Origin of the sequence: Massilia pinisoli (genome assembly GCF_024753285.1) — a bacterium.
GTDB lineage: Bacteria > Pseudomonadota > Gammaproteobacteria > Burkholderiales > Burkholderiaceae_D > Telluria > Telluria pinisoli.
In genome coordinates this window covers 19,124-36,066 of record NZ_JANUGW010000022.1, presented here as the reverse complement: position 1 = coordinate 36,066, position 16,943 = coordinate 19,124, and the positions used below count along the sequence as shown (strand labels likewise).

The 16,943-nt window shown below is 66.7% G+C and carries 12 protein-coding genes and 8 tRNA genes; 14 read left to right on the top strand and 6 right to left on the bottom strand.

Going from position 1 to position 16,943, the window contains the following annotated elements; genetic code table 11:
- Positions 1-217: 217 nt before the first annotated feature.
- Positions 218-2,371, bottom strand: a complete 2,154-nt coding sequence (gene metG / locus NX784_RS23240; protein ID WP_258819060.1) for a methionine--tRNA ligase — start codon at positions 2,369-2,371, stop codon at positions 218-220.
- Between the two features lie 146 nt (positions 2,372-2,517).
- On the opposite strand from metG, the gene apbC reads away from it, so the two are divergent.
- Both apbC and NX784_RS23230 read left to right on the top strand, forming a co-directional pair.
- Complete coding sequence (gene apbC, locus NX784_RS23235; protein ID WP_258819059.1) at positions 2,518-3,606, top strand: iron-sulfur cluster carrier protein ApbC; 1,089 nt, start codon at positions 2,518-2,520, stop codon at positions 3,604-3,606.
- A gap of 40 nt (positions 3,607-3,646) precedes the next feature.
- A complete protein-coding gene (locus tag NX784_RS23230) occupies positions 3,647-4,690 on the top strand; it encodes an RNA methyltransferase (RefSeq protein WP_258819058.1) in 1,044 nt (347 codons plus the stop codon).
- Between the two features lie 65 nt (positions 4,691-4,755).
- Here NX784_RS23230 and NX784_RS23225 read toward each other — a convergent pair whose 3' ends face one another.
- Positions 4,756-5,454 (bottom strand): 2'-5' RNA ligase family protein, encoded by a 699-nt coding sequence (locus NX784_RS23225; RefSeq protein WP_258819057.1) that lies wholly within the window; start codon positions 5,452-5,454, stop codon positions 4,756-4,758.
- A gap of 28 nt (positions 5,455-5,482) precedes the next feature.
- Positions 5,483-6,649, bottom strand: coding sequence for a GGDEF domain-containing protein (locus tag NX784_RS23220; RefSeq protein WP_258819056.1), 1,167 nt, complete (start codon positions 6,647-6,649; stop codon positions 5,483-5,485).
- Between the two features lie 277 nt (positions 6,650-6,926).
- On the opposite strand from NX784_RS23220, the gene gltX reads away from it, so the two are divergent.
- From gltX to NX784_RS23160, 12 genes are all read left to right on the top strand, one after another.
- A complete protein-coding gene (gene gltX, locus NX784_RS23215; RefSeq protein WP_258819130.1) occupies positions 6,927-8,318 on the top strand; it encodes a glutamate--tRNA ligase in 1,392 nt (463 codons plus the stop codon).
- 86 nt (positions 8,319-8,404) lie between these two features.
- Positions 8,405-8,480, top strand: a tRNA-Ala gene (locus NX784_RS23210).
- Between the two features lie 31 nt (positions 8,481-8,511).
- Positions 8,512-8,587 (top strand) — tRNA-Glu (locus NX784_RS23205).
- Between the two features lie 39 nt (positions 8,588-8,626).
- Positions 8,627-8,702 (top strand) — tRNA-Ala (locus NX784_RS23200).
- 45 nt (positions 8,703-8,747) lie between these two features.
- Positions 8,748-8,823, top strand: a tRNA-Glu gene (locus tag NX784_RS23195).
- Positions 8,824-8,868: 45 nt separating this feature from the next.
- Positions 8,869-8,944 (top strand) — tRNA-Ala (locus NX784_RS23190).
- A 25-nt stretch (positions 8,945-8,969) separates the two neighbouring features.
- A tRNA-Glu gene (locus NX784_RS23185) sits at positions 8,970-9,045 on the top strand.
- A gap of 51 nt (positions 9,046-9,096) precedes the next feature.
- Positions 9,097-9,172 (top strand) — tRNA-Glu (locus NX784_RS23180).
- A 34-nt stretch (positions 9,173-9,206) separates the two neighbouring features.
- A tRNA-Glu gene (locus NX784_RS23175) sits at positions 9,207-9,282 on the top strand.
- Positions 9,283-9,352: 70 nt separating this feature from the next.
- Positions 9,353-10,513 carry an elongation factor P maturation arginine rhamnosyltransferase EarP gene (gene earP, locus NX784_RS23170; RefSeq protein ID WP_258819055.1) on the top strand — a complete coding sequence of 387 codons (1,161 nt, stop codon included), beginning with the start codon at positions 9,353-9,355 and terminating at the stop codon, positions 10,511-10,513.
- Between the two features lie 66 nt (positions 10,514-10,579).
- The gene (locus NX784_RS23165; protein WP_166859076.1) at positions 10,580-11,155 is read left to right on the top strand and encodes an elongation factor P; all 576 of its coding nucleotides are present in this window, start codon (positions 10,580-10,582) and stop codon (positions 11,153-11,155) included.
- A 128-nt stretch (positions 11,156-11,283) separates the two neighbouring features.
- Entirely contained in the window at positions 11,284-12,882 is a 1,599-nt protein-coding gene (locus NX784_RS23160; protein WP_258819054.1) for an amidase, read from the top strand.
- On the opposite strand, the gene NX784_RS23155 is transcribed toward NX784_RS23160, so the two are convergent.
- From NX784_RS23155 to NX784_RS23145, 3 genes are all read right to left on the bottom strand, one after another.
- Entirely contained in the window at positions 12,883-14,310 is a 1,428-nt protein-coding gene (locus tag NX784_RS23155) for an MFS transporter (RefSeq protein WP_258819053.1), read from the bottom strand. It lies immediately after the preceding gene.
- Positions 14,311-14,395: 85 nt separating this feature from the next.
- Positions 14,396-14,926 (bottom strand): TssQ family T6SS-associated lipoprotein, encoded by a 531-nt coding sequence (locus NX784_RS23150; protein WP_258819052.1) that lies wholly within the window; start codon positions 14,924-14,926, stop codon positions 14,396-14,398.
- 43 nt (positions 14,927-14,969) lie between these two features.
- Positions 14,970-16,841, bottom strand: coding sequence for a serine/threonine-protein kinase (locus tag NX784_RS23145; RefSeq protein ID WP_258819051.1), 1,872 nt, complete (start codon positions 16,839-16,841; stop codon positions 14,970-14,972).
- Positions 16,842-16,943 lie beyond the last annotated feature (102 nt).

The window sequence follows — 16,943 nt, the reverse complement described above, 5'->3', positions numbered from 1 at the left end:
GATGGACGTCGGGACATTACCTGCGCCCTATTTTTCTAAAAACAGCGCATTATACTGCTACCCGTCCACGAAAAATGGTGTCAGCCTGGCAACGGTAATGCGCGATACGCCCGTAGGACCTATGTCGGTAAGCGCAAATTAGTAGGGTGGGCACACTGTGCCCACCATGCATTGCCGCAGCGCATACGTTCGGTGGGCTCCCTACTGGCACAGCTTGTCAGCGGATCCTCATGCCGGGCTGTGCGCCACTCACCGGCTCGAGCAGGTACAGGCCCGGATTCGCCTTCTCGTCCTGGGCCGACGCGCACAGCACCATGCCTTCCGACACGCCGAACTTCATCTTGCGCGGCGCCAGGTTGGCGACGACCACCGTCAGCTTGCCGATCAATTGCTCCGGCTGGTAGGCCGACTTGATACCCGAGAACACATTACGATAGCGGCCTTCGCCCACATCCAGCGTGAGGCGCAGCAGCTTGCCGGCACCTTCCACGTGCTCGCAATTGACGATTTTCGCCACGCGCAGGTCGATCTTGGTGAAGTCGTCGATCGAGATTTCCGGCGCCAGGGGCTCGATGTCGGACGCTTCGGCGGTCGCCACCGCGGCAGCAGGCGCTGCCGGTTCAGCGGTCGTCACCGCAGTTTCGGCTGCGGGAGTAGCGGCCGGCGCCGGCTTGTCGAACAAGTCCTCGACCATCTTGGCGTCCACGCGCTGCATCAGGTGGCTGTACGCGTTGATCGTGCGGCCCAGCAGCGGGGCGGTCACACGTTCGCCCTGGGTGTCGTCCCACGAGTACGCGTCGTCGCCGAGGAAGGCGCGCACCTGCGCGGCCACGTGCGGCAGTACGGGCGACAGCAGGATCGTCAACTGGCGGAACAGGATCAGCGCCGCCGTGCACACGTCGTGCAGCTCGGCCGTCTTCGTCTCGTCTTTCGCCAGGATCCACGGCTTGTTCTCGTCGACGTAGCGGTTCGCGACGTCGGCCACTTCCATGATCTCGCGCAGCGCCTTGCCGAATTCGCGCGCTTCGAAGTTCGCCGCGATCGACGCCTGGCGCTCACCGTGTTCGCCGTTCAGCGCGCGCGCGATCCATTGTTTCGCATCGTCGGACAAGGTCGAGGCCAGCTTGCCGTCGAAGCGCTTGGCGATGAAGCCGGCGCAGCGGCTGGCGATGTTCACGTATTTGCCGATCAGGTCGCTGTTCACGCGCGCGACGAAGTCCTCGCCCGTGAAGTCCAGGTCTTCGACCTTGGCGTTCAGCTTGAACGCGAGGTAGTAGCGCAGCCATTCCGGATTCATCTTCAGATCGAGGTAGCGCAGCGGCGAGATCCCGGTGCCGCGCGACTTCGACATCTTTTCGTTGTTCACGGTCAGGTGGCCGTGGACGTTGACCTTCAGCTTGTCGATGATCGGGTGCCCCGAGAAATTCAGCATCGCCGGCCAGAACAGCAGGTGGAACGACACGATGTCCTTGCCGATGAAGTGCACCTGCTCGGCCGCCGGATCGTTCAGGAAGGCCTCGTAGTCGATGCCTTTCTTCTCGAAGTAATTCTTCAGGCTCGCGAGATAGCCGACTGGCGCGTCCAGCCACACGTAGAAGAACTTGCCGGGCGCGTCCGGGATCGGGATGCCGAAATACGGGGCGTCGCGCGAGATGTCCCAGTCGGCCAGCTTTTCGCCGTTCTCGCCCAGCCATTCCGACACCTTATTGACCATCTCCGGCTGCAGGCGGCCCGGCGTGTTCAGCCACTCCTTGAGGAATTGGAAGCAGCGCGGGTCGGACAGCTTGAAGAAGTATTGTTCGGACGGCTTCAGGATCGGCGTCGAGCCCGTGAAGACGGAGTACGGGTTGATCAGCTCGGTGGGCTGGTATGCGGCGCCGCACACTTCGCAGTTGTCGCCGTACTGGTCCTTCGCGTGGCAGACCGGGCACTCGCCCTTGATATTGCGGTCGGCGAGGAACATGCCCTTGGCCGTGTCGTAGAAGCGGTCGACGGTCTTCGTGTAGATCAGGCCGTTGTCGCGCAGGCGGCGGTAGATGCTCTGCGACAGGTCGACGTTTTCCGGCGAGTCGGTGGAATGCCAGTTGTCGAACGCGATGTGGAAGCCGTCCAGGTATTGCGCGCGGCCGGCCGCGATCTTCGCGACGAATTCCTGCGGCGTCACGCCTTCCTTCTCGGCGGCGATCATGATCGGCGTGCCATGCGTGTCGTCGGCGCCGACGAAGTGCACCACGCGCTGCGTACCGGCGTCGCGCTGCATTCGCTGGAAGCGGACCCAGATGTCGGCCTGGATGTACTCCATCATGTGGCCGATGTGGAAGGCAGCGTTGGCGTAGGGCAGGGCGGTGGTGACGAACAGCTTGCGTGTCATGGTCGAAGGTTGAGGTGTCTAGGAAAAAAGGCATTTTACCAGCGGATGACCCCAAACGCGCAGGGGGTACTTTGCCCATTTGCCAGCCTGGCAACAGTCGTTACCCGGTTTTGCGCTAAACTTGCGTATCACATCCGGAGAACCTAATGAGCATCACGCTTGAAGACGTCAAGGCCGCGCTGGCCGCTGTCGTCGATCCCAATACCAATAAAGATTTCGTCACTTCCAAGTCCGTCAAGAACGTCCAGGTCGATGGCGGCAACGTCGCCCTCGACATCGAGCTCGGCTATCCGGCGAAGAGCCAGGTCGCGGGCATCCGCGCGTCCGTCGTCGATGCGTTGCGCAAGCTTCCCGGTGTCGACAACGTCAGCGTGAACGTCACGAGCAAGATCCTGTCGCATGCCGTCCAGCGCGGCCTGAAGGTGATGCCGAACGTGAAGAACATCATCGCCGTCGCGTCCGGCAAGGGCGGCGTCGGCAAGTCGACGACCGCCGTCAACCTGGCGCTGGCCCTCGCGGCCGAAGGCGCGTCGGTGGGCCTGCTCGACGCCGACATCTACGGCCCGTCGCAGCCGATGATGCTGGGCGTGACCGGCCGTCCGCAAAGCCTGGACGGCAAGACGATGGAGCCGCTGGAAAACCACGGCGTGCAGGTGTCGTCGATCGGCTTCATGATCGATCCGGACGAGCCGATGGTGTGGCGCGGCCCGATGGTCACGCAGGCGCTGCAGCAATTGCTGGAGCAGACGAACTGGCGCAACCTCGACTACCTGATCGTCGACATGCCCCCGGGCACGGGTGACATCCAGCTGACGCTGTCGCAGAAGGTCCCGGTCACGGGCGCCGTGATCGTCACGACGCCGCAGGACATCGCCCTGCTGGACGCGCGCAAGGGCCTCAAGATGTTCGAGAAGGTCGGCATCCCGATCGTCGGCGTCGTGGAAAACATGAGCACCCACATCTGCTCGAACTGCGGCCACGTCGAGGCGATCTTCGGCCAGGGCGGCGGCGAGAAGATGTGCGCCGACTTCCACGTCGACTTCCTCGGCAAGCTGCCGCTGCAGCTGTCGATCCGCGAACAGACCGATTCCGGCACGCCGACCGTCGTCGCGGAACCGGACGGTGCCGTGGCCGCGATCTACAAGGACATCGCGCGCAAGGTCGCCGTCAAGGTGGCGGAGCAGGCCAAGGACATGTCGGCGAAGTTTCCGACGATCGTCGTCAAGAACGATTGATTTGTAGGGTGGGCACGGGGTGCGCCACCCTACTGAACCCATGAGAATTGAAACGATCCGCGCGCGCCTGCGCGACCTCGGCGCCCAGCCGCTGCACGTAGACCGCGTGCTGCGCGACTGGGTCCGCGTGATGGACCACGACCGCGGCCGCCGCCGTCCCGACGATTTCCTGCCGAAGCCCGTGCGCGAAGCACTGTCGCAGCTGGACGTCGAGCTGGACGCGCTCGCGCGGGTGCTCAGCACGCACCCGGCCGACGACGGGTCGGCGCGCCTGCTCGTCGGCCTCGCCGACGGGCAGACGGTGGAAACCGTGCTCCTGCCGCGCGATGGCGTGTGCGTGTCGAGCCAGGTCGGTTGCGCCGTCGGCTGCCAGTTCTGCATGACGGGACAAAGCGGCTTGATACGGCAAGTGACGAGCGGCGAGATCGTCGCGCAGGTCGTGCTGGCGCGCCGGCTGCGGCCCGTCAAGAAGGTCGTGTTCATGGGCATGGGCGAGCCCGCGCACAACCTCGACAATGTGCTGGAAGCCATCGACCTGCTGGGCATCGAAGGCAATATCGCGCACAAGAACCTCGTGTTCTCGACGGTGGGCGATCCGCGCGTGTTCGAGCGCCTGCCTGCCGGCCGCGTGAAGCCGGCGCTGGCGCTGTCGCTGCACACGACGAAACCCGACCTGCGCGCACGCCTGCTGCCGCGCGCACCGCGCTTCACGGCACGCGAGCTGGTCGACGAGGGCGAACGCTACGCCCGGCTGACCGGCTATCCGATCCAGTACCAGTGGACGTTGCTGGACGGTGTGAACGATGGCGCGGACGAACTCGAGGCGCTGGTCGATCTCTTGCGCGGCAAGTATGCCGTGCTGAACATGATTCCCTACAACACGAATCCCGGCTTGCCGTTTCAAAGGCCTGGCTGGGAGAAGTCGCGCGCGATTGCGGCCTGGCTGTTCGAGCGCGGCGTGCTGACGAAGCTGCGCGATTCGGCCGGGCAGGACGTCGATGGCGGCTGCGGCCAGTTGCGGGCGCGGGCGGCGGGGACGCACACCGTCACGCTGCATCGTGCGAACGGGGCGTGCGACGCTTAGCGTAGCCACATAGCGAACGTCCGCGTGGGCGCGTGTTTGATGCCCCCGGCATCAAACACCCCACCCTACGGCAGAGCAAATTTTTCGATGGGTTCCAGTGCCGCGCTCGACATATACCAGTCGTTGACGACGAGTTCCAGCGTATCCACACGCATCGTGCCGAGCGGCAGGTCGCGCAACGCGGCCAACGTCGCGGCGAGACGGGGCGGATCGGCGGGCGGTGTCACGAAGCGCAGCACCGTCACGTGCGCCGTCACGAGCCGGTAGCGCTGGTCGAGTCCGGCACCCAGCCCGCACACGTTGAGCGCGTCGCGCAGGCGCGTGCGCAGCCGTTCCAGTGTGTCGTCGCGGGGCACGCCGCGGACCAGCACGGCGCCACGCGACGTGGTGATGCCGGCCAGGTCGACGTCGAACGCGGGCATGCCGGCCACGGCGGCGCGCACGACTTTCGCGTAGTCGGCGCGGCGCGCCAGGTGCGGCCCGCAATGTTCGGTGACGGTGAACAGCGACAGCACCGTCATGTGCAGGTCGGACAGAGGTTGGCGGTACTGGTGCGGGTCGGCGTCGGCCAGCCGGTCCTGCAGGTCCGCGAGGCGCGCCGCCAGCGCCGGGTCGGGGCGCGCGATCAGGCTGATGCCGCGGCGCGGATCGAGCCCGCCGGTCAGGTGCGGATCGCATTCGACGTCGCCGCGCGCGACGGCGGGCCAGGCACGGTCCCACATCGCGTCGTAATGGGATTGCAGGTGGGGTAGGGAAGCGCTCATCGTGGCGATTATCGCCGTTCCGGCCGTGCTACGCCGCGCGTCCGATGCTGGGCGCCAGCTGGCGTGCGCAGACGCGATTGCGGCCGGTGCGCTTGGCGTCGTACATCAGCTCGTCCGCGACGGCGATCAGCGCTTGCGGCGTGACGGCCGCGCCGGCGCCGAAATCCACGCCGACGACGCCGAAGCTGGCTGTCGTCGCGAGCACGGCGTCGCCGCAGTCGACGCGCCGGGCCGCGAACGCCGTGCGGATGCGCTCGGCCAGTTCGACGGCACCATCCAGCTGCGTCTCCGGCAGGATGATGAGGAATTCCTCGCCGCCGTAGCGCACCACCGTGTCGACGGCGTCGCGCGTCAGGGCCTGCAACAGTTGGCCGAAGCAGCGCAGCAGCTCATCGCCCGCATGGTGGCCGTACGTGTCGTTGATCGCCTTGAAGCCGTCGAGGTCGCACATGATCAGCGACAGGTCCAGGCCGTAGCGGCGCGCGCGGGCGATCTCGCCGTCGAGCAGGGCGGCGTTCAAGTGGCGCCGGTTGTAGCAGCCCGTCAGCGGGTCGCGGATCGACAGGTTCGTCAGCACCTGCTGCGTGCGGTACTGCTCGCGCCACAGGCGGGCGTGGCGAATTGCCGCAGCGGCGCCGAACGCGTTGGCGAACAGGATCAGCATCGTCATCGAGACGAGCCGGCGCGTCGTTTCGAGATGTTCGTACCAGGCCAGGGCGATGAATGTGACGCTCGCACTCAGGGCGATGGCGATGGCAGTGCGCAGGCGGTTCGGGATGAAGATCAGCACGACGACGGCCATCAGGCCGATCGAGGTGCCGTGCAGCAGCGCGTCGGCCGGACGGCGCCAGGCGACGATCATATAAGTGAACATGCCCAGCGACGTGAACGCGCTCGCCACGCGGTACGCGGCCGTCACGGGCGCGTCCGCGCGGCGCGCATAGCGCAGGCCCACGTACGCCAGCACGGGCACGGCGCAGCGCGCGAGCAGCGACGGGATGGCGCCCGGCAGGCCGAGGGCCATGATGTCGCTGATGCTGAACATCATGTAGAACAGCGAGCACAGGCCCAATGCGCGGCGCAGGTCGCGCAGGATCGTGCGCGCCTGCGCGCGCAGGAAGCCCGTCTCCATCGTGGCGCACGTGAACTCGCCGCGCAGATGCGCAATGGCAGCGGTGCTCGGATCGTTCGACATGGCGGCGATGATTGGACGGGGCGAAAGAGGAGGCGAGACTCTAGCTAAAAATTTACTTTCTGTAAAGTAATTTTCGGCCGCCTGGGCTCACCGTGCAGCGGGCCCGGGCATCGCCCATTGGCGGGGCAGGCTGTAAAATAGCTGCTTGTCCAGAACTAGGCGTCCCGCTCGTGCCTGCATTGCAGCCGGCGGGACGATGCCCGCACCGGCGCTCTTGCGCAGCGGGCGCTTCGCCAACCAGGTCCCGCTCGCGGGGCCGCAGCCATCGTATCCGACCATGACCGTCCGTACCCGTTTCGCTCCCAGCCCGACCGGCTATCTCCACCTCGGCGGCGCCCGCACCGCGCTGTATTCGTGGGCCTATGCCCGCCACTTCGGCGGCACTTTCGTCCTGCGCATCGAAGATACCGACCTGGAGCGTTCGACGCCGGAAGCCGTGCAGGCGATCCTGCAGGGCATGGAATGGCTCGGCCTGGCGCACGACGAAGGCCCGTTCTACCAGATGCAGCGCATGGACCGCTACCGCGAGGTGGTGAAGGGCATGCTGGAAGCCGGCACCGCGTACCTGTGCTACTGCTCGCCGGAAGAAGTGGAAGCGATGCGCGAGCGCATGCGCGCCGCCGGCGAGAAGCCCCGCTACGACGGCACGTGGCGCCCGGAGCCGGGCAAGACCTTGCCGCCCGTGCCGGAAGGCGTCAAGCCCGTCGTGCGCTTCAAGAATCCGCTCGATGGCGAAGTCACGTGGCACGATGTCGTGAAGGGCCCGATCACCATCGCCAACAAGGAACTGGACGACCTCGTGATCGCCCGTCCGGACGGCACGCCGACGTACAACTTCTGCGTCGCCGTCGACGACTGGGACATGAAGATCACGCACGTGCTGCGCGGCGACGACCACGTCAACAACACGCCCCGCCAGATCAACATCCTGCGCGCGCTGGGTGCGGAGCTGCCGCAGTACGGCCACCTGCCGATGATCCTCGGCCCGGACGGGCAGAAGCTGTCCAAGCGCCACGGCGCCGTCAGCGTGATGGAGTATCCGGAGCAGGGCTATCTGCCGGAAGCGATGCTGAACTACCTGGCGCGCCTGGGCTGGAGCCACGGCGACGACGAGATCTTCTCGATGCAGCAGTTCACCGAGTGGTTCAACCTCGACCACCTGACCGCGTCGGCCGCGCAGTTCAATCCGGAAAAGCTGGGCTGGCTGAACAACCACTACATCAAGCAGGCCGACAACGAGCGCCTGGCCGGCCTCGCCCGCCCGAAGATGGAGCGCGAGGGCGCCGTGTTCGACGGCGCGCCGCCGCTCGCCGCCGTGCTGGGCCTCATGAAGGAGCGCACCAACACCATCAACGAACTGGCCGACGCCGCCATGTTGTTCTACCGCGCACCGAAGCCCGACGCGGCGCTGCTGGCCCAGCACCTGACGGACGCCGTGCGCCCCGCGCTGGGCCAGTTCGCCGAGCGCCTGCGCGACGTGGAATGGACCAAGCCCGCGCTGTCCGCGATGATGAAGGAAGTGCTCGCGGCGCACGGCCTCAAGATGCCGCAACTCGCGATGCCGCTGCGCCTGTTGGTGACGGGCCAGCTGCAGACGCCGGCCATCGACGCCGTGCTGGAATTGTTTGGCCGCGAGACCGTTGTGGCCCGTGTGAGCAAGGGGTTGTGATCGGCGCAGCGCACCGAAGGGAAGATGCTTCTTGGCATTTGCGAAATGCAAGTGCGTCCGCTATAATGCTCGCACTTCAGCGCTGCGGGGGTATAGCTCAGCTGGGAGAGCGCTTGCATGGCATGCAAGAGGTCAGCGGTTCGATCCCGCTTACCTCCACCACGTTCTGAAGTGAAGTACGACGCAGTCCAGGGTCCCCATCGTCTAGAGGCCTAGGACATCACCCTTTCACGGTGAGTACCGGGGTTCGAATCCCCGTGGGGACGCCAGATTTCGTCGGCAGTATGTTATAGTGCTGTTTTCCCGTAGGGGGTATAGCTCAGCTGGGAGAGCGCTTGCATGGCATGCAAGAGGTCAGCGGTTCGATCCCGCTTACCTCCACCATACAGGGGAAAAACAGCGCAGATAACGAAGTAAATACGGTCCAGGGTCCCCATCGTCTAGAGGCCTAGGACATCACCCTTTCACGGTGAGTACCGGGGTTCGAATCCCCGTGGGGACGCCAAGATTTAGCAGGTGCAAGGAAGCCGCCTTGAGCGGCTTTTGTTTTGGGGGTATAGCTCAGCTGGGAGAGCGCTTGCATGGCATGCAAGAGGTCAGCGGTTCGATCCCGCTTACCTCCACCAAGTTTCAAGCAGTACGGTAGTTCGGGTCCCCATCGTCTAGAGGCCTAGGACATCACCCTTTCACGGTGAGTACCGGGGTTCGAATCCCCGTGGGGACGCCAGGGTTTTGGTGTAATATGCCTGCGATCAGGCATAGCGGTAAAAGTTCCAGGGTCCCCATCGTCTAGAGGCCTAGGACATCACCCTTTCACGGTGAGTACCGGGGTTCGAATCCCCGTGGGGACGCCAAGCATTCGGCAGCAAGCAGTAACAACAGTTTTAGGTCCCCATCGTCTAGAGGCCTAGGACATCACCCTTTCACGGTGAGTACCGGGGTTCGAATCCCCGTGGGGACGCCAGTCAAAGACCGGAGCAGACCACCCGCGCATGCGGATAGGTGCTCCGGTTTTTCTTTGGGTCCGCGAAAACATGCTCAACGATCAACGCACCACGACACTCGCCATCTTCTGCAAGGTCGTCGACAACTTCGGCGACATCGGCATCTGCTGGCGCCTCGCGCGCCAATTGCACCGCGAGCACGCGATCGCCGTCACCTTGTGGGTCGACGACCTCGCCAGCTTCCGCCGCATCTGGCCGTCCGTCGCGACCGATGCAGCCATGCAGGTCGTGGATGGCGTGCGGGTCATGCACTGGCCCGACCAGGACGGCACGTTCGAGCCGGACGACCTGGCCGACATCGTGATCGAATTCTTCGGCGTCGACATCCCGCCGGCCTATATCGCCGCGATGGCCCAGTGCGAGCCGCGCCCCGTGTGGATCAATTACGAAGGCCTCACTGCCGAGGAATGGGTCGAGGGTTGCCACACGCTGCCGTCGATGCATCCGCGCCTCAAGCTGACCAAGCATTTCTTCTTCCCCGGTTTTACGCCGAAGACGGGCGGCCTGCTGCGCGAGCGCGGCTTGCTCGACGCGCGCGACCGGTTCCAGGCCGACCCCGCTGCACGCGCCGCGTTCCTCGCGGGCGTGGGCGTGACCGCGGACGAGATGGCGGCGCGGGTGGTCAGCCTGTTCTGCTATCCGCATGCGCCCATCGCCGAGCTGTTTGCCTCCTGGCGCGGCGGTGCGACGCCCGTGACGTGCCTCGTGCCGCAAGGCGTCGCGCGCGCGCAGGTGAGTGCCTTCCTCGGCGCCGATCCAGTGCCGGGCGCAGCCGCGAAACACGGCAGCCTGACCGTGCGCGTGATCCCGTTCCTGTCGCAGGACGATTACGACCGCCTGCTGTGGTCATGCGACGTGAACTTCGTCCGCGGCGAGGATTCCTGGGTGCGTGCCCAATGGGCTGGACGTCCTTTCATCTGGCATATTTATCCGCAAGATGAAAACTTGCATCATGTTAAACTCCGCGCGTTTCTGCAAAAGTATGCGGAAAACCTGGATAGCCTGATCGAATTTTCCCTGCGCTGGAATGGCGTGGAAGCGAACGCGCCGGCCGATTGGCCGGCATTGTGGATGTCTCTGCAAGCCCAATCGCCAACAATTGCCGCGCGCAATATCGAATGGCAAACGCGGATGTTGGCGAATGGCGACTTGGTGAGCAATCTGCTGGATTTCGCCCGGTCGCTGCGGTAGGCGACGGACGAGGAACATGGTATCATGCTTGATTACTGCAACTCATTTTTAGGTTAAAACCCTCCTATGAAACCCGCAAAAGAAATCCGTGTCGGCAACATCATCATGGTTGATGCCAAGCCTTTCATCGTGCTGCGCTCCGACGTCAATGGCTCGAGCCGCACGGGCTTCACGTACAAGTGGAAGATGAAGAATCTTCTCACCAACGCACCGCTGGAAAACGTGTTCCGCGGCGACGACAAGTTCGACGTCGTCGTGCTGGACAAGAAGCCGGTGACCTACTCGTACTTCGCCGACCCGCTGTACGTCTTCATGGATGAAGAGTACAACCAGTACGAAATCGAAGAAGAAAACATGGGCGACGCCATCAACTACCTGAAAGACGGTATGGAATGCGAAGCCGTGTTCTACGACGGCAAGGCCATCTCGGTCGAACTGCCGATCACCATCGCGCGCCAGGTCATCTACACGGAACCGGCCGTCAAGGGCAATACCTCGGGCAACGTCCTGAAGGAAGCCAAGATCGAAAACGCCATCGAATCGAAGCAGTTCACGATCCAGGTGCCGCTGTTCGTCAACCAGGACGACACCATCGAGATCGATACCCGTACCGCCGAGTACAAGAAAGTCGTCCGCAACTAAGCCGACCGCTTTCCGCGAAAAAACGCTGTCCATCGGGCAGCGTTTTTTTTCGTCCATGCGTCCGACACGGCCGCGTGTCACATCGGCAAGATTGCTGTTATGCTGAGGCATTCTTTCGGGGAGGACGCATGGATCGCAGGAATTTCGTTCGACTGGGCGTGGCGGCAGCATCGGCCTCGACGACCGCCGGCACGGCAACCGCGACGCGGGCCGGGACGATGGCGCCCGACACGGTGCTCGACGCCGGCGTACGCGAGCAGCAGGCGCTGATGGAGGCCGGCAAGCTGACGTCGACGACGCTCGTGCAGCGCTACCTGGCGCGCATCGCCGCCGTCGACAGGGCGGGGCCCCGGCTGAATGCCATCATCGAACTGAATCCCGACGCCCTCGCGCTCGCCGCCGGCCTCGACCGCGAGCGCAAGGCCGGCACCGTGCGCGGCCCGCTGCACGGCATTCCCGTGCTGTTGAAGGACAATATCGCGACGGCGGACAAGATGAGCACGAGCGCCGGCTCGCTCGCGCTGGACGGCGTGCGCGCCGCGCATGATGCGTTCGTCGCGGCGCGCCTGCGCGCGGCCGGCGCCGTCATCCTCGGCAAGACGAATCTGTCGGAGTGGGCGAACATGCGCTCGACGCATTCCGTCAGCGGCTGGAGCGGCCGCGGCGGGCTCACGCGCAATCCGTATGCGCTCGACCGCAACACGAGCGGTTCCAGTTCCGGATCCGGCGCCGCGATGGCGGCTGCGCTCGCCACGCTCGCCGTCGGCACGGAGACGGACGGCTCGATCGTGTCGCCCGCGTCGATTTGCGGCATCGTCGGCATCAAGCCCACGCTGGGCCTCGTCAGCCGCAGCGGCATCATCCCCATCGCGCATTCGCAGGACACGGCCGGCCCGATGACACGCACCGTCGCCGACGCCGCCCTGCTGCTGGCCGCCATGGCGGGCGCCGATACCGACGACGCCGCGACGGCGCCCGCGGCCGGCAAGGCGGCCGACTACGCTGCCGCGTTGCGCACGGACGGCCTGCGCGGGAAGCGGGTTGGCGTGGCGCGCAATTTCTTCGGCAACAGCCCGGCCGTCGATGCCGTCATCGAGGCCGAATTGGCCGTGCTGAAGGCGCAGGGCGCGACGCTCGTCGACGTCAAGGTGCCCAACGTCGACAAGTACGGCGACACGGAACTCGAAGTGCTGCTGTCCGAATTCCGCCCCGACATGGAAGCCTACCTCTCTCGCTACGCGCCGCATGCGCCGGTCAAGACGATGGCCGACGTGATCGCCTTCAACGACAAGCACGTCGCGCAGGAGCTGCGCCACTTCGGCCAGGAGCATCTGATTGCCGCGCAGGCGCGGCCCGGTCTCGACGCCAAGGCCTATCGCGACGCGCTCGCCGCCAACCACCGCTACAGCCGCGAGGAGGGAATCGACGCGATCCTGCGCGAGGAAAAACTGGATGCCCTCGTCGCGCCGACGGGCGGCACCGGATGGCTGACCGACTACATCAACGGCGACCACGACGGCCCCGGCTTTTCGACGCCGGCCGCCGTCGCGGGATACCCCCATGTGACGGTGCCCGCGGGCCAGGTGCACGGGCTTCCCGTCGGCCTGTCGTTCGTCGGCACGGCGTGGAGCGAAGCGACGCTGATCGGCATGGCCTATGCGTACGAGCAGGCGAGCCGGCGCCGCCGTCCGCCGACGTTCCCCGCATCCGTCAACGTGAAGGCGTGATCAGCGGTCGGCCGTTTCGGCGGCATCGCGCTTGACCCAGACGAACGCGCAGACGCTGGACGCCAGCGCCGTCGCCGCGCACACGGCCATCGCAAGGCGGAAGGGCGCGAGCAGGGCGCGGCCTTGCGCCGTCAGCACGGCGCCCAGCAGCGCCGTCGCGATCAGCCCGCCGCCGCGCGCCACGGCGCTGTTGAAGCCGGACGCGATGCCCGTGTGGCTGCCATCCACCGATGACAGCACGGCCGTCGTCAGCGGCGCCGCCACGCCGGCCATGCCGATGGCGATGACGAGGATCGCGGGCAGCACCGTCGTCGCATAGCCGCCCGCGCCGATGCGTGTACCGAGCAGGAATCCGCCCGCCACGAGAAGCGCCCCGATCGCCAGCGGCAGCCGCGCCCCGTGCTTGCCCGCCACCTTGCCCATGATCGGCGAGCCGATCGCGAGCACGACGGGAAACGGCAGCAGCGCGGCGCCCGCCTGTTTCGCCGAATACTGCAGGGCCTGGATCAGCACGTACGGCACGAGCAGCATCAGCGCGCCCAGCGCGCCATACAGCAGGAAGGTCATCAGGTTCAGGCCGGAAAAGCTGCCGGATGCGAAGAGCTTCAAAGGCAACATCGCCTTGTCGCCCGCACGCCGCTCGATCCAGAGGAATACGAGCAGCACGAGCACGCCGGCGCCCGTCGCGATGGCGGAGGCCGTCGACACGCCCTTGTCGGCCGACGCGGCGGCGAGTCCCCACGTCAGGCAGCCGAGGCCCGCGCTGGCGAGCAGCGCGCCGGCCGGGTCGAGCGCGACGGGCTTGTCCGCGCGCGGTACGCGCACGGTGCGCCAGCCCAGCAGCATCGCCAGTGCCGCGATCGGGAGGTTGATGTAGAAGACGGCGCGCCAGCCGACCGTGTCGATCAGCCAGCCGCCCAGCAGCGGCCCGATCGCGCCCGCGGCGGCGCCTGCCGCGGCCCAGATCCCGATCGCGCGGCCGCGCGCCTTGCCGTCGAACGTGGCGCCGAGGATCGCCAGGCTGTTGGGCAGCAGCAGCGCCGCGCCGACGCCTTGCACCACGCGTCCGCCGATGAGCAGCCACAGCTGCGGTGCGAGTGCGCACAGCAGCGACGCCAGCGCGAACGTCGCGATTCCGGCGAGCAGGATGCGGCGGCGGCCGTAGCGGTCGCCGGCGGCGCCGCCCAGCAGCAGCAACGAGCTCAGTGGCAACAGATAACCGTTCACGACCCACGATAGGTCGGCGCCGCCGCCGTCCAGGTCGCGGCCGATGGCGGTGAGCCCCACGTTGACGACGGAGCCATCGATGAACGCGAGGCTGCTCGCGAGGATCGAGGTGGCGAGGACGAGGTGCGGATGGGCGGCATGACCGCGGGCCGGCGTGCTGTCGGCCAGCGGGCGGTCGCAATGGACGGGCAGGGTGCTCATGGGCGGTTCCCGGACAGTCGACCGGGCATGGCGGCGATGCGCAAGTGTAGCCGGACCCGGCGGTCCGGCGCGCACGCGCCTGTCGTCAGCGCGCCACGGCCGCCTGCTTCGCTTTCGTGAACACGGGACCCCACAGCGGATGGCCGTGTTCGCCCGGGGCGAGGTCGAACGAGGGATCGAGGCGCAGTGCCCGGTCGAACGCCTGTCGGCACGGCCCGGGCCGCGACGTCACGCAATAGCTGAACGCCAAGTATTTCAGCGCCTGCAGGCGCGTGGCGAGCGGCCCATTGTTGACGTCGCGCGCGGACAAGCGCCGGATCGCGCCGTTGTAGTCGCCGTCGTTGTACAGGCGGATGCCTTCCTGCAGGCCGTTGGCGGGTGCCGGCGCCTCCTCGCGTTCGCGTTCCCGTTCGCGCGGTTTTTCTTTTGGCCGCGCAGGCGCTTCGCGCACGGCGGGCGCTTCCCGTTCCGGGGTCGTGACGGCCTTCGGATGCGTGGGCGTGCGTGCTTGGGTCTTGTCGAAGCCCGGGAAGCCGGCACAACCGCTGAGCAGGGCGGCCGCTGCAGTGAGCAGCACGGCGTGGGCGATAGGGCGGGCGGGACGCTGGATATTCATCGGTCTCCGGTCGAATGGTCCGGGCACGGCGGCCGGGACGGGTTCATCGGGGCGCCTCGTTGAAGTCGACGTGGATCCGGCCGTCGCCGCTCGCCGTGTCGACCTCCAGCACGCGGTCGTGGAAGTTCGGATTCGTGACCCGGATCTCGTGGCGGCCTGGTGTCAGCTCGAGACGCTTGACGGGCGGGCTGACGCCGCGGTCGACGCCGTCCACGTAGACGACGCCCCACGGCTGGATGTGCAGCTTGTACAGGTTGCCGTTCGGCGTCACGACGACGCCTGGCAGCGGTGTTGCCGCCGCGTTGGCCGCCGGTGCAGGATGTTGCGCTGCCGCCGAGGGTGTGTCATCCGTGATGAAGGTGCCCGGCGCCACGCCCGGTGCGGCCTGGCCGGCGCTGCTTACCGTCGTGCCAACCGTCCCGTTGCCGGCCGCGCCGCTCGCAGGAGTGGCGCCGGCCGCGGGCGGGGCGCTGGCCGCATCCTGGCCGGCATGCGTGCCGTCGCCCTGCTGCGGCAAGGTCAGCACGATGTGGTCGAACGAGCCGGAATCGCGCATATCCGCGAACAGGACGGCACCGAGTGCGACGACGATGGCGGCGCCGGCTGCGATGGCCCAGCGCTGGCGGTTCGTGAGCGTGCCGCGCCGGCGGGGCTGGTCCGCGGTCGGATCGACGCCAGGGACGGACGGTGGGCTGGCGGAAATCGGCACGACGGAGGGTGCCGGCTCGGGCGGCGGCATGGCAGCCGTGGCTGGCGTGCCGTCGGATGCGGCGTCGAGTGAGGGCTCGTGCGCGTGCTCGACCGCGTCGTGGCGCGAGAGGTCGGCAGCGAGGCCGGTTGCGGTGTCGAGTGCGCGGTCGCGCGTGTGTTCGGCCGCGATGTCGTGTGAGAGGCCGGCAGCGGGACCGATTGCGGCGTCGAGTGCGCGGTCGTGTGCGTGTTCGGTCGCGAGGTCGCGCGAGAGATCGGCGGCGGAATCCGTTGCGGCCTCCAGTGCACGGTCGTGCGCGTGTGCGGCCGCGAGGTCGCGTGAGAGACCGGCAGCGAGACCGGTTGCGGTATCGAGTGCGCGGTCGTGCGCGTGTCCGGCCGCGAGGTCGCGTGAGAGGTCGGCGGCGGAATTCGTTGCGGCGTCGAGTGTGCGGTCGTGCGTGTGTTCGGCCGCGATGTCGTGCGGGAGGTCGCCGGCCAGGTCGGGCGCGGCACCGTGTGCGCGGTCGTGGAGGAGTTCGGCCGCGACGGCGCGTGCGCGGTCGCTGGCGGGATCCGGTGCGGTGTCGCGCGCACGATCGTGCGCGACCTCGGCTGCGACGTCGCGCGCGTGCGTGGACGCGACGTCCGGCACGCGATCGGCTGCGAGCCCGGACGCGGCATCTTGCGCACCCACGTCGGCCGGCCACGGCGCCAGGGGGTCGTCCGGGAACGCCGGGTGCGTCGCGGCGCCGGCGGAACGACCGAGCGGCACGATGCCGAGCACCTCACGCAATTCGTCGATCGTGCGCGGACGGTGCGCGGGGTCGGGGTCCATGCAGCGGTCGACGGCGTTGACGAGCGAATCGCTATAACCTTCGACGCGGCCCGCGAGCGGGCCCGCGGGCGCGAGCTCGCGCGTGATGGCGTAGTGGACGACGCGCGCCAGCGCGTTCAAGTCGTCGGCTTCGCGGCCGTCCGCCGGGCCGTCGTCCGACGGGATCAACAGCGGTTCGCCGTTGTCGTGGAACACGATCGTGTCGGGCGTGATGACCCGGTGCGGCATGTGCATCGCGTACTGCAGTTCGAGCGACTGCAGCGTCTTGCGGAAGATCTTGCGGCACCAGGCTTCGTTGACCTGCTCGGGACTGTATTCGACGATGTCCCTGACGCTGCGGCCTTCGAGGTGCTGCGGTTCCGGTCCGATGGTAGGTGGGCTGGTCATTGTGCTAAGGCGTGGGCTTGGCAAAATCATGCCAGATTTGCAGCTTGCATGCCTTCGCTCAACTCAACCGTGCGCGCCTGTTACAAATGTTACAAAACGCGC

What these genes read in the sequence shown, in the direction of transcription:
- NX784_RS23150 (WP_258819052.1), bottom strand. Translation starts at nt 14,926, where the DNA reads ATGAATATCCAGCGTCCCGCCCGCCCTATCGCCCACGCCGTGCTGCTC.
- metG (WP_258819060.1), bottom strand. Translation starts at nt 2,371, where the DNA reads ATGACACGCAAGCTGTTCGTCACCACCGCCCTGCCCTACGCCAACGCT.
- NX784_RS23225 (WP_258819057.1), bottom strand. Translation starts at nt 5,454, where the DNA reads ATGAGCGCTTCCCTACCCCACCTGCAATCCCATTACGACGCGATGTGG.
- apbC (WP_258819059.1), top strand. Translation starts at nt 2,518, where the DNA reads ATGAGCATCACGCTTGAAGACGTCAAGGCCGCGCTGGCCGCTGTCGTC.
- NX784_RS23230 (WP_258819058.1), top strand. Translation starts at nt 3,647, where the DNA reads ATGAGAATTGAAACGATCCGCGCGCGCCTGCGCGACCTCGGCGCCCAG.
- NX784_RS23160 (WP_258819054.1), top strand. Translation starts at nt 11,284, where the DNA reads ATGGATCGCAGGAATTTCGTTCGACTGGGCGTGGCGGCAGCATCGGCC.
- earP (WP_258819055.1), top strand. Translation starts at nt 9,353, where the DNA reads ATGCTCAACGATCAACGCACCACGACACTCGCCATCTTCTGCAAGGTC.
- NX784_RS23155 (WP_258819053.1), bottom strand. Translation starts at nt 14,310, where the DNA reads ATGAGCACCCTGCCCGTCCATTGCGACCGCCCGCTGGCCGACAGCACG.
- NX784_RS23220 (WP_258819056.1), bottom strand. Translation starts at nt 6,649, where the DNA reads ATGTCGAACGATCCGAGCACCGCTGCCATTGCGCATCTGCGCGGCGAG.
- NX784_RS23165 (WP_166859076.1), top strand. Translation starts at nt 10,580, where the DNA reads ATGAAACCCGCAAAAGAAATCCGTGTCGGCAACATCATCATGGTTGAT.
- gltX (WP_258819130.1), top strand. Translation starts at nt 6,927, where the DNA reads ATGACCGTCCGTACCCGTTTCGCTCCCAGCCCGACCGGCTATCTCCAC.
- NX784_RS23145 (WP_258819051.1), bottom strand. Translation starts at nt 16,841, where the DNA reads ATGACCAGCCCACCTACCATCGGACCGGAACCGCAGCACCTCGAAGGC.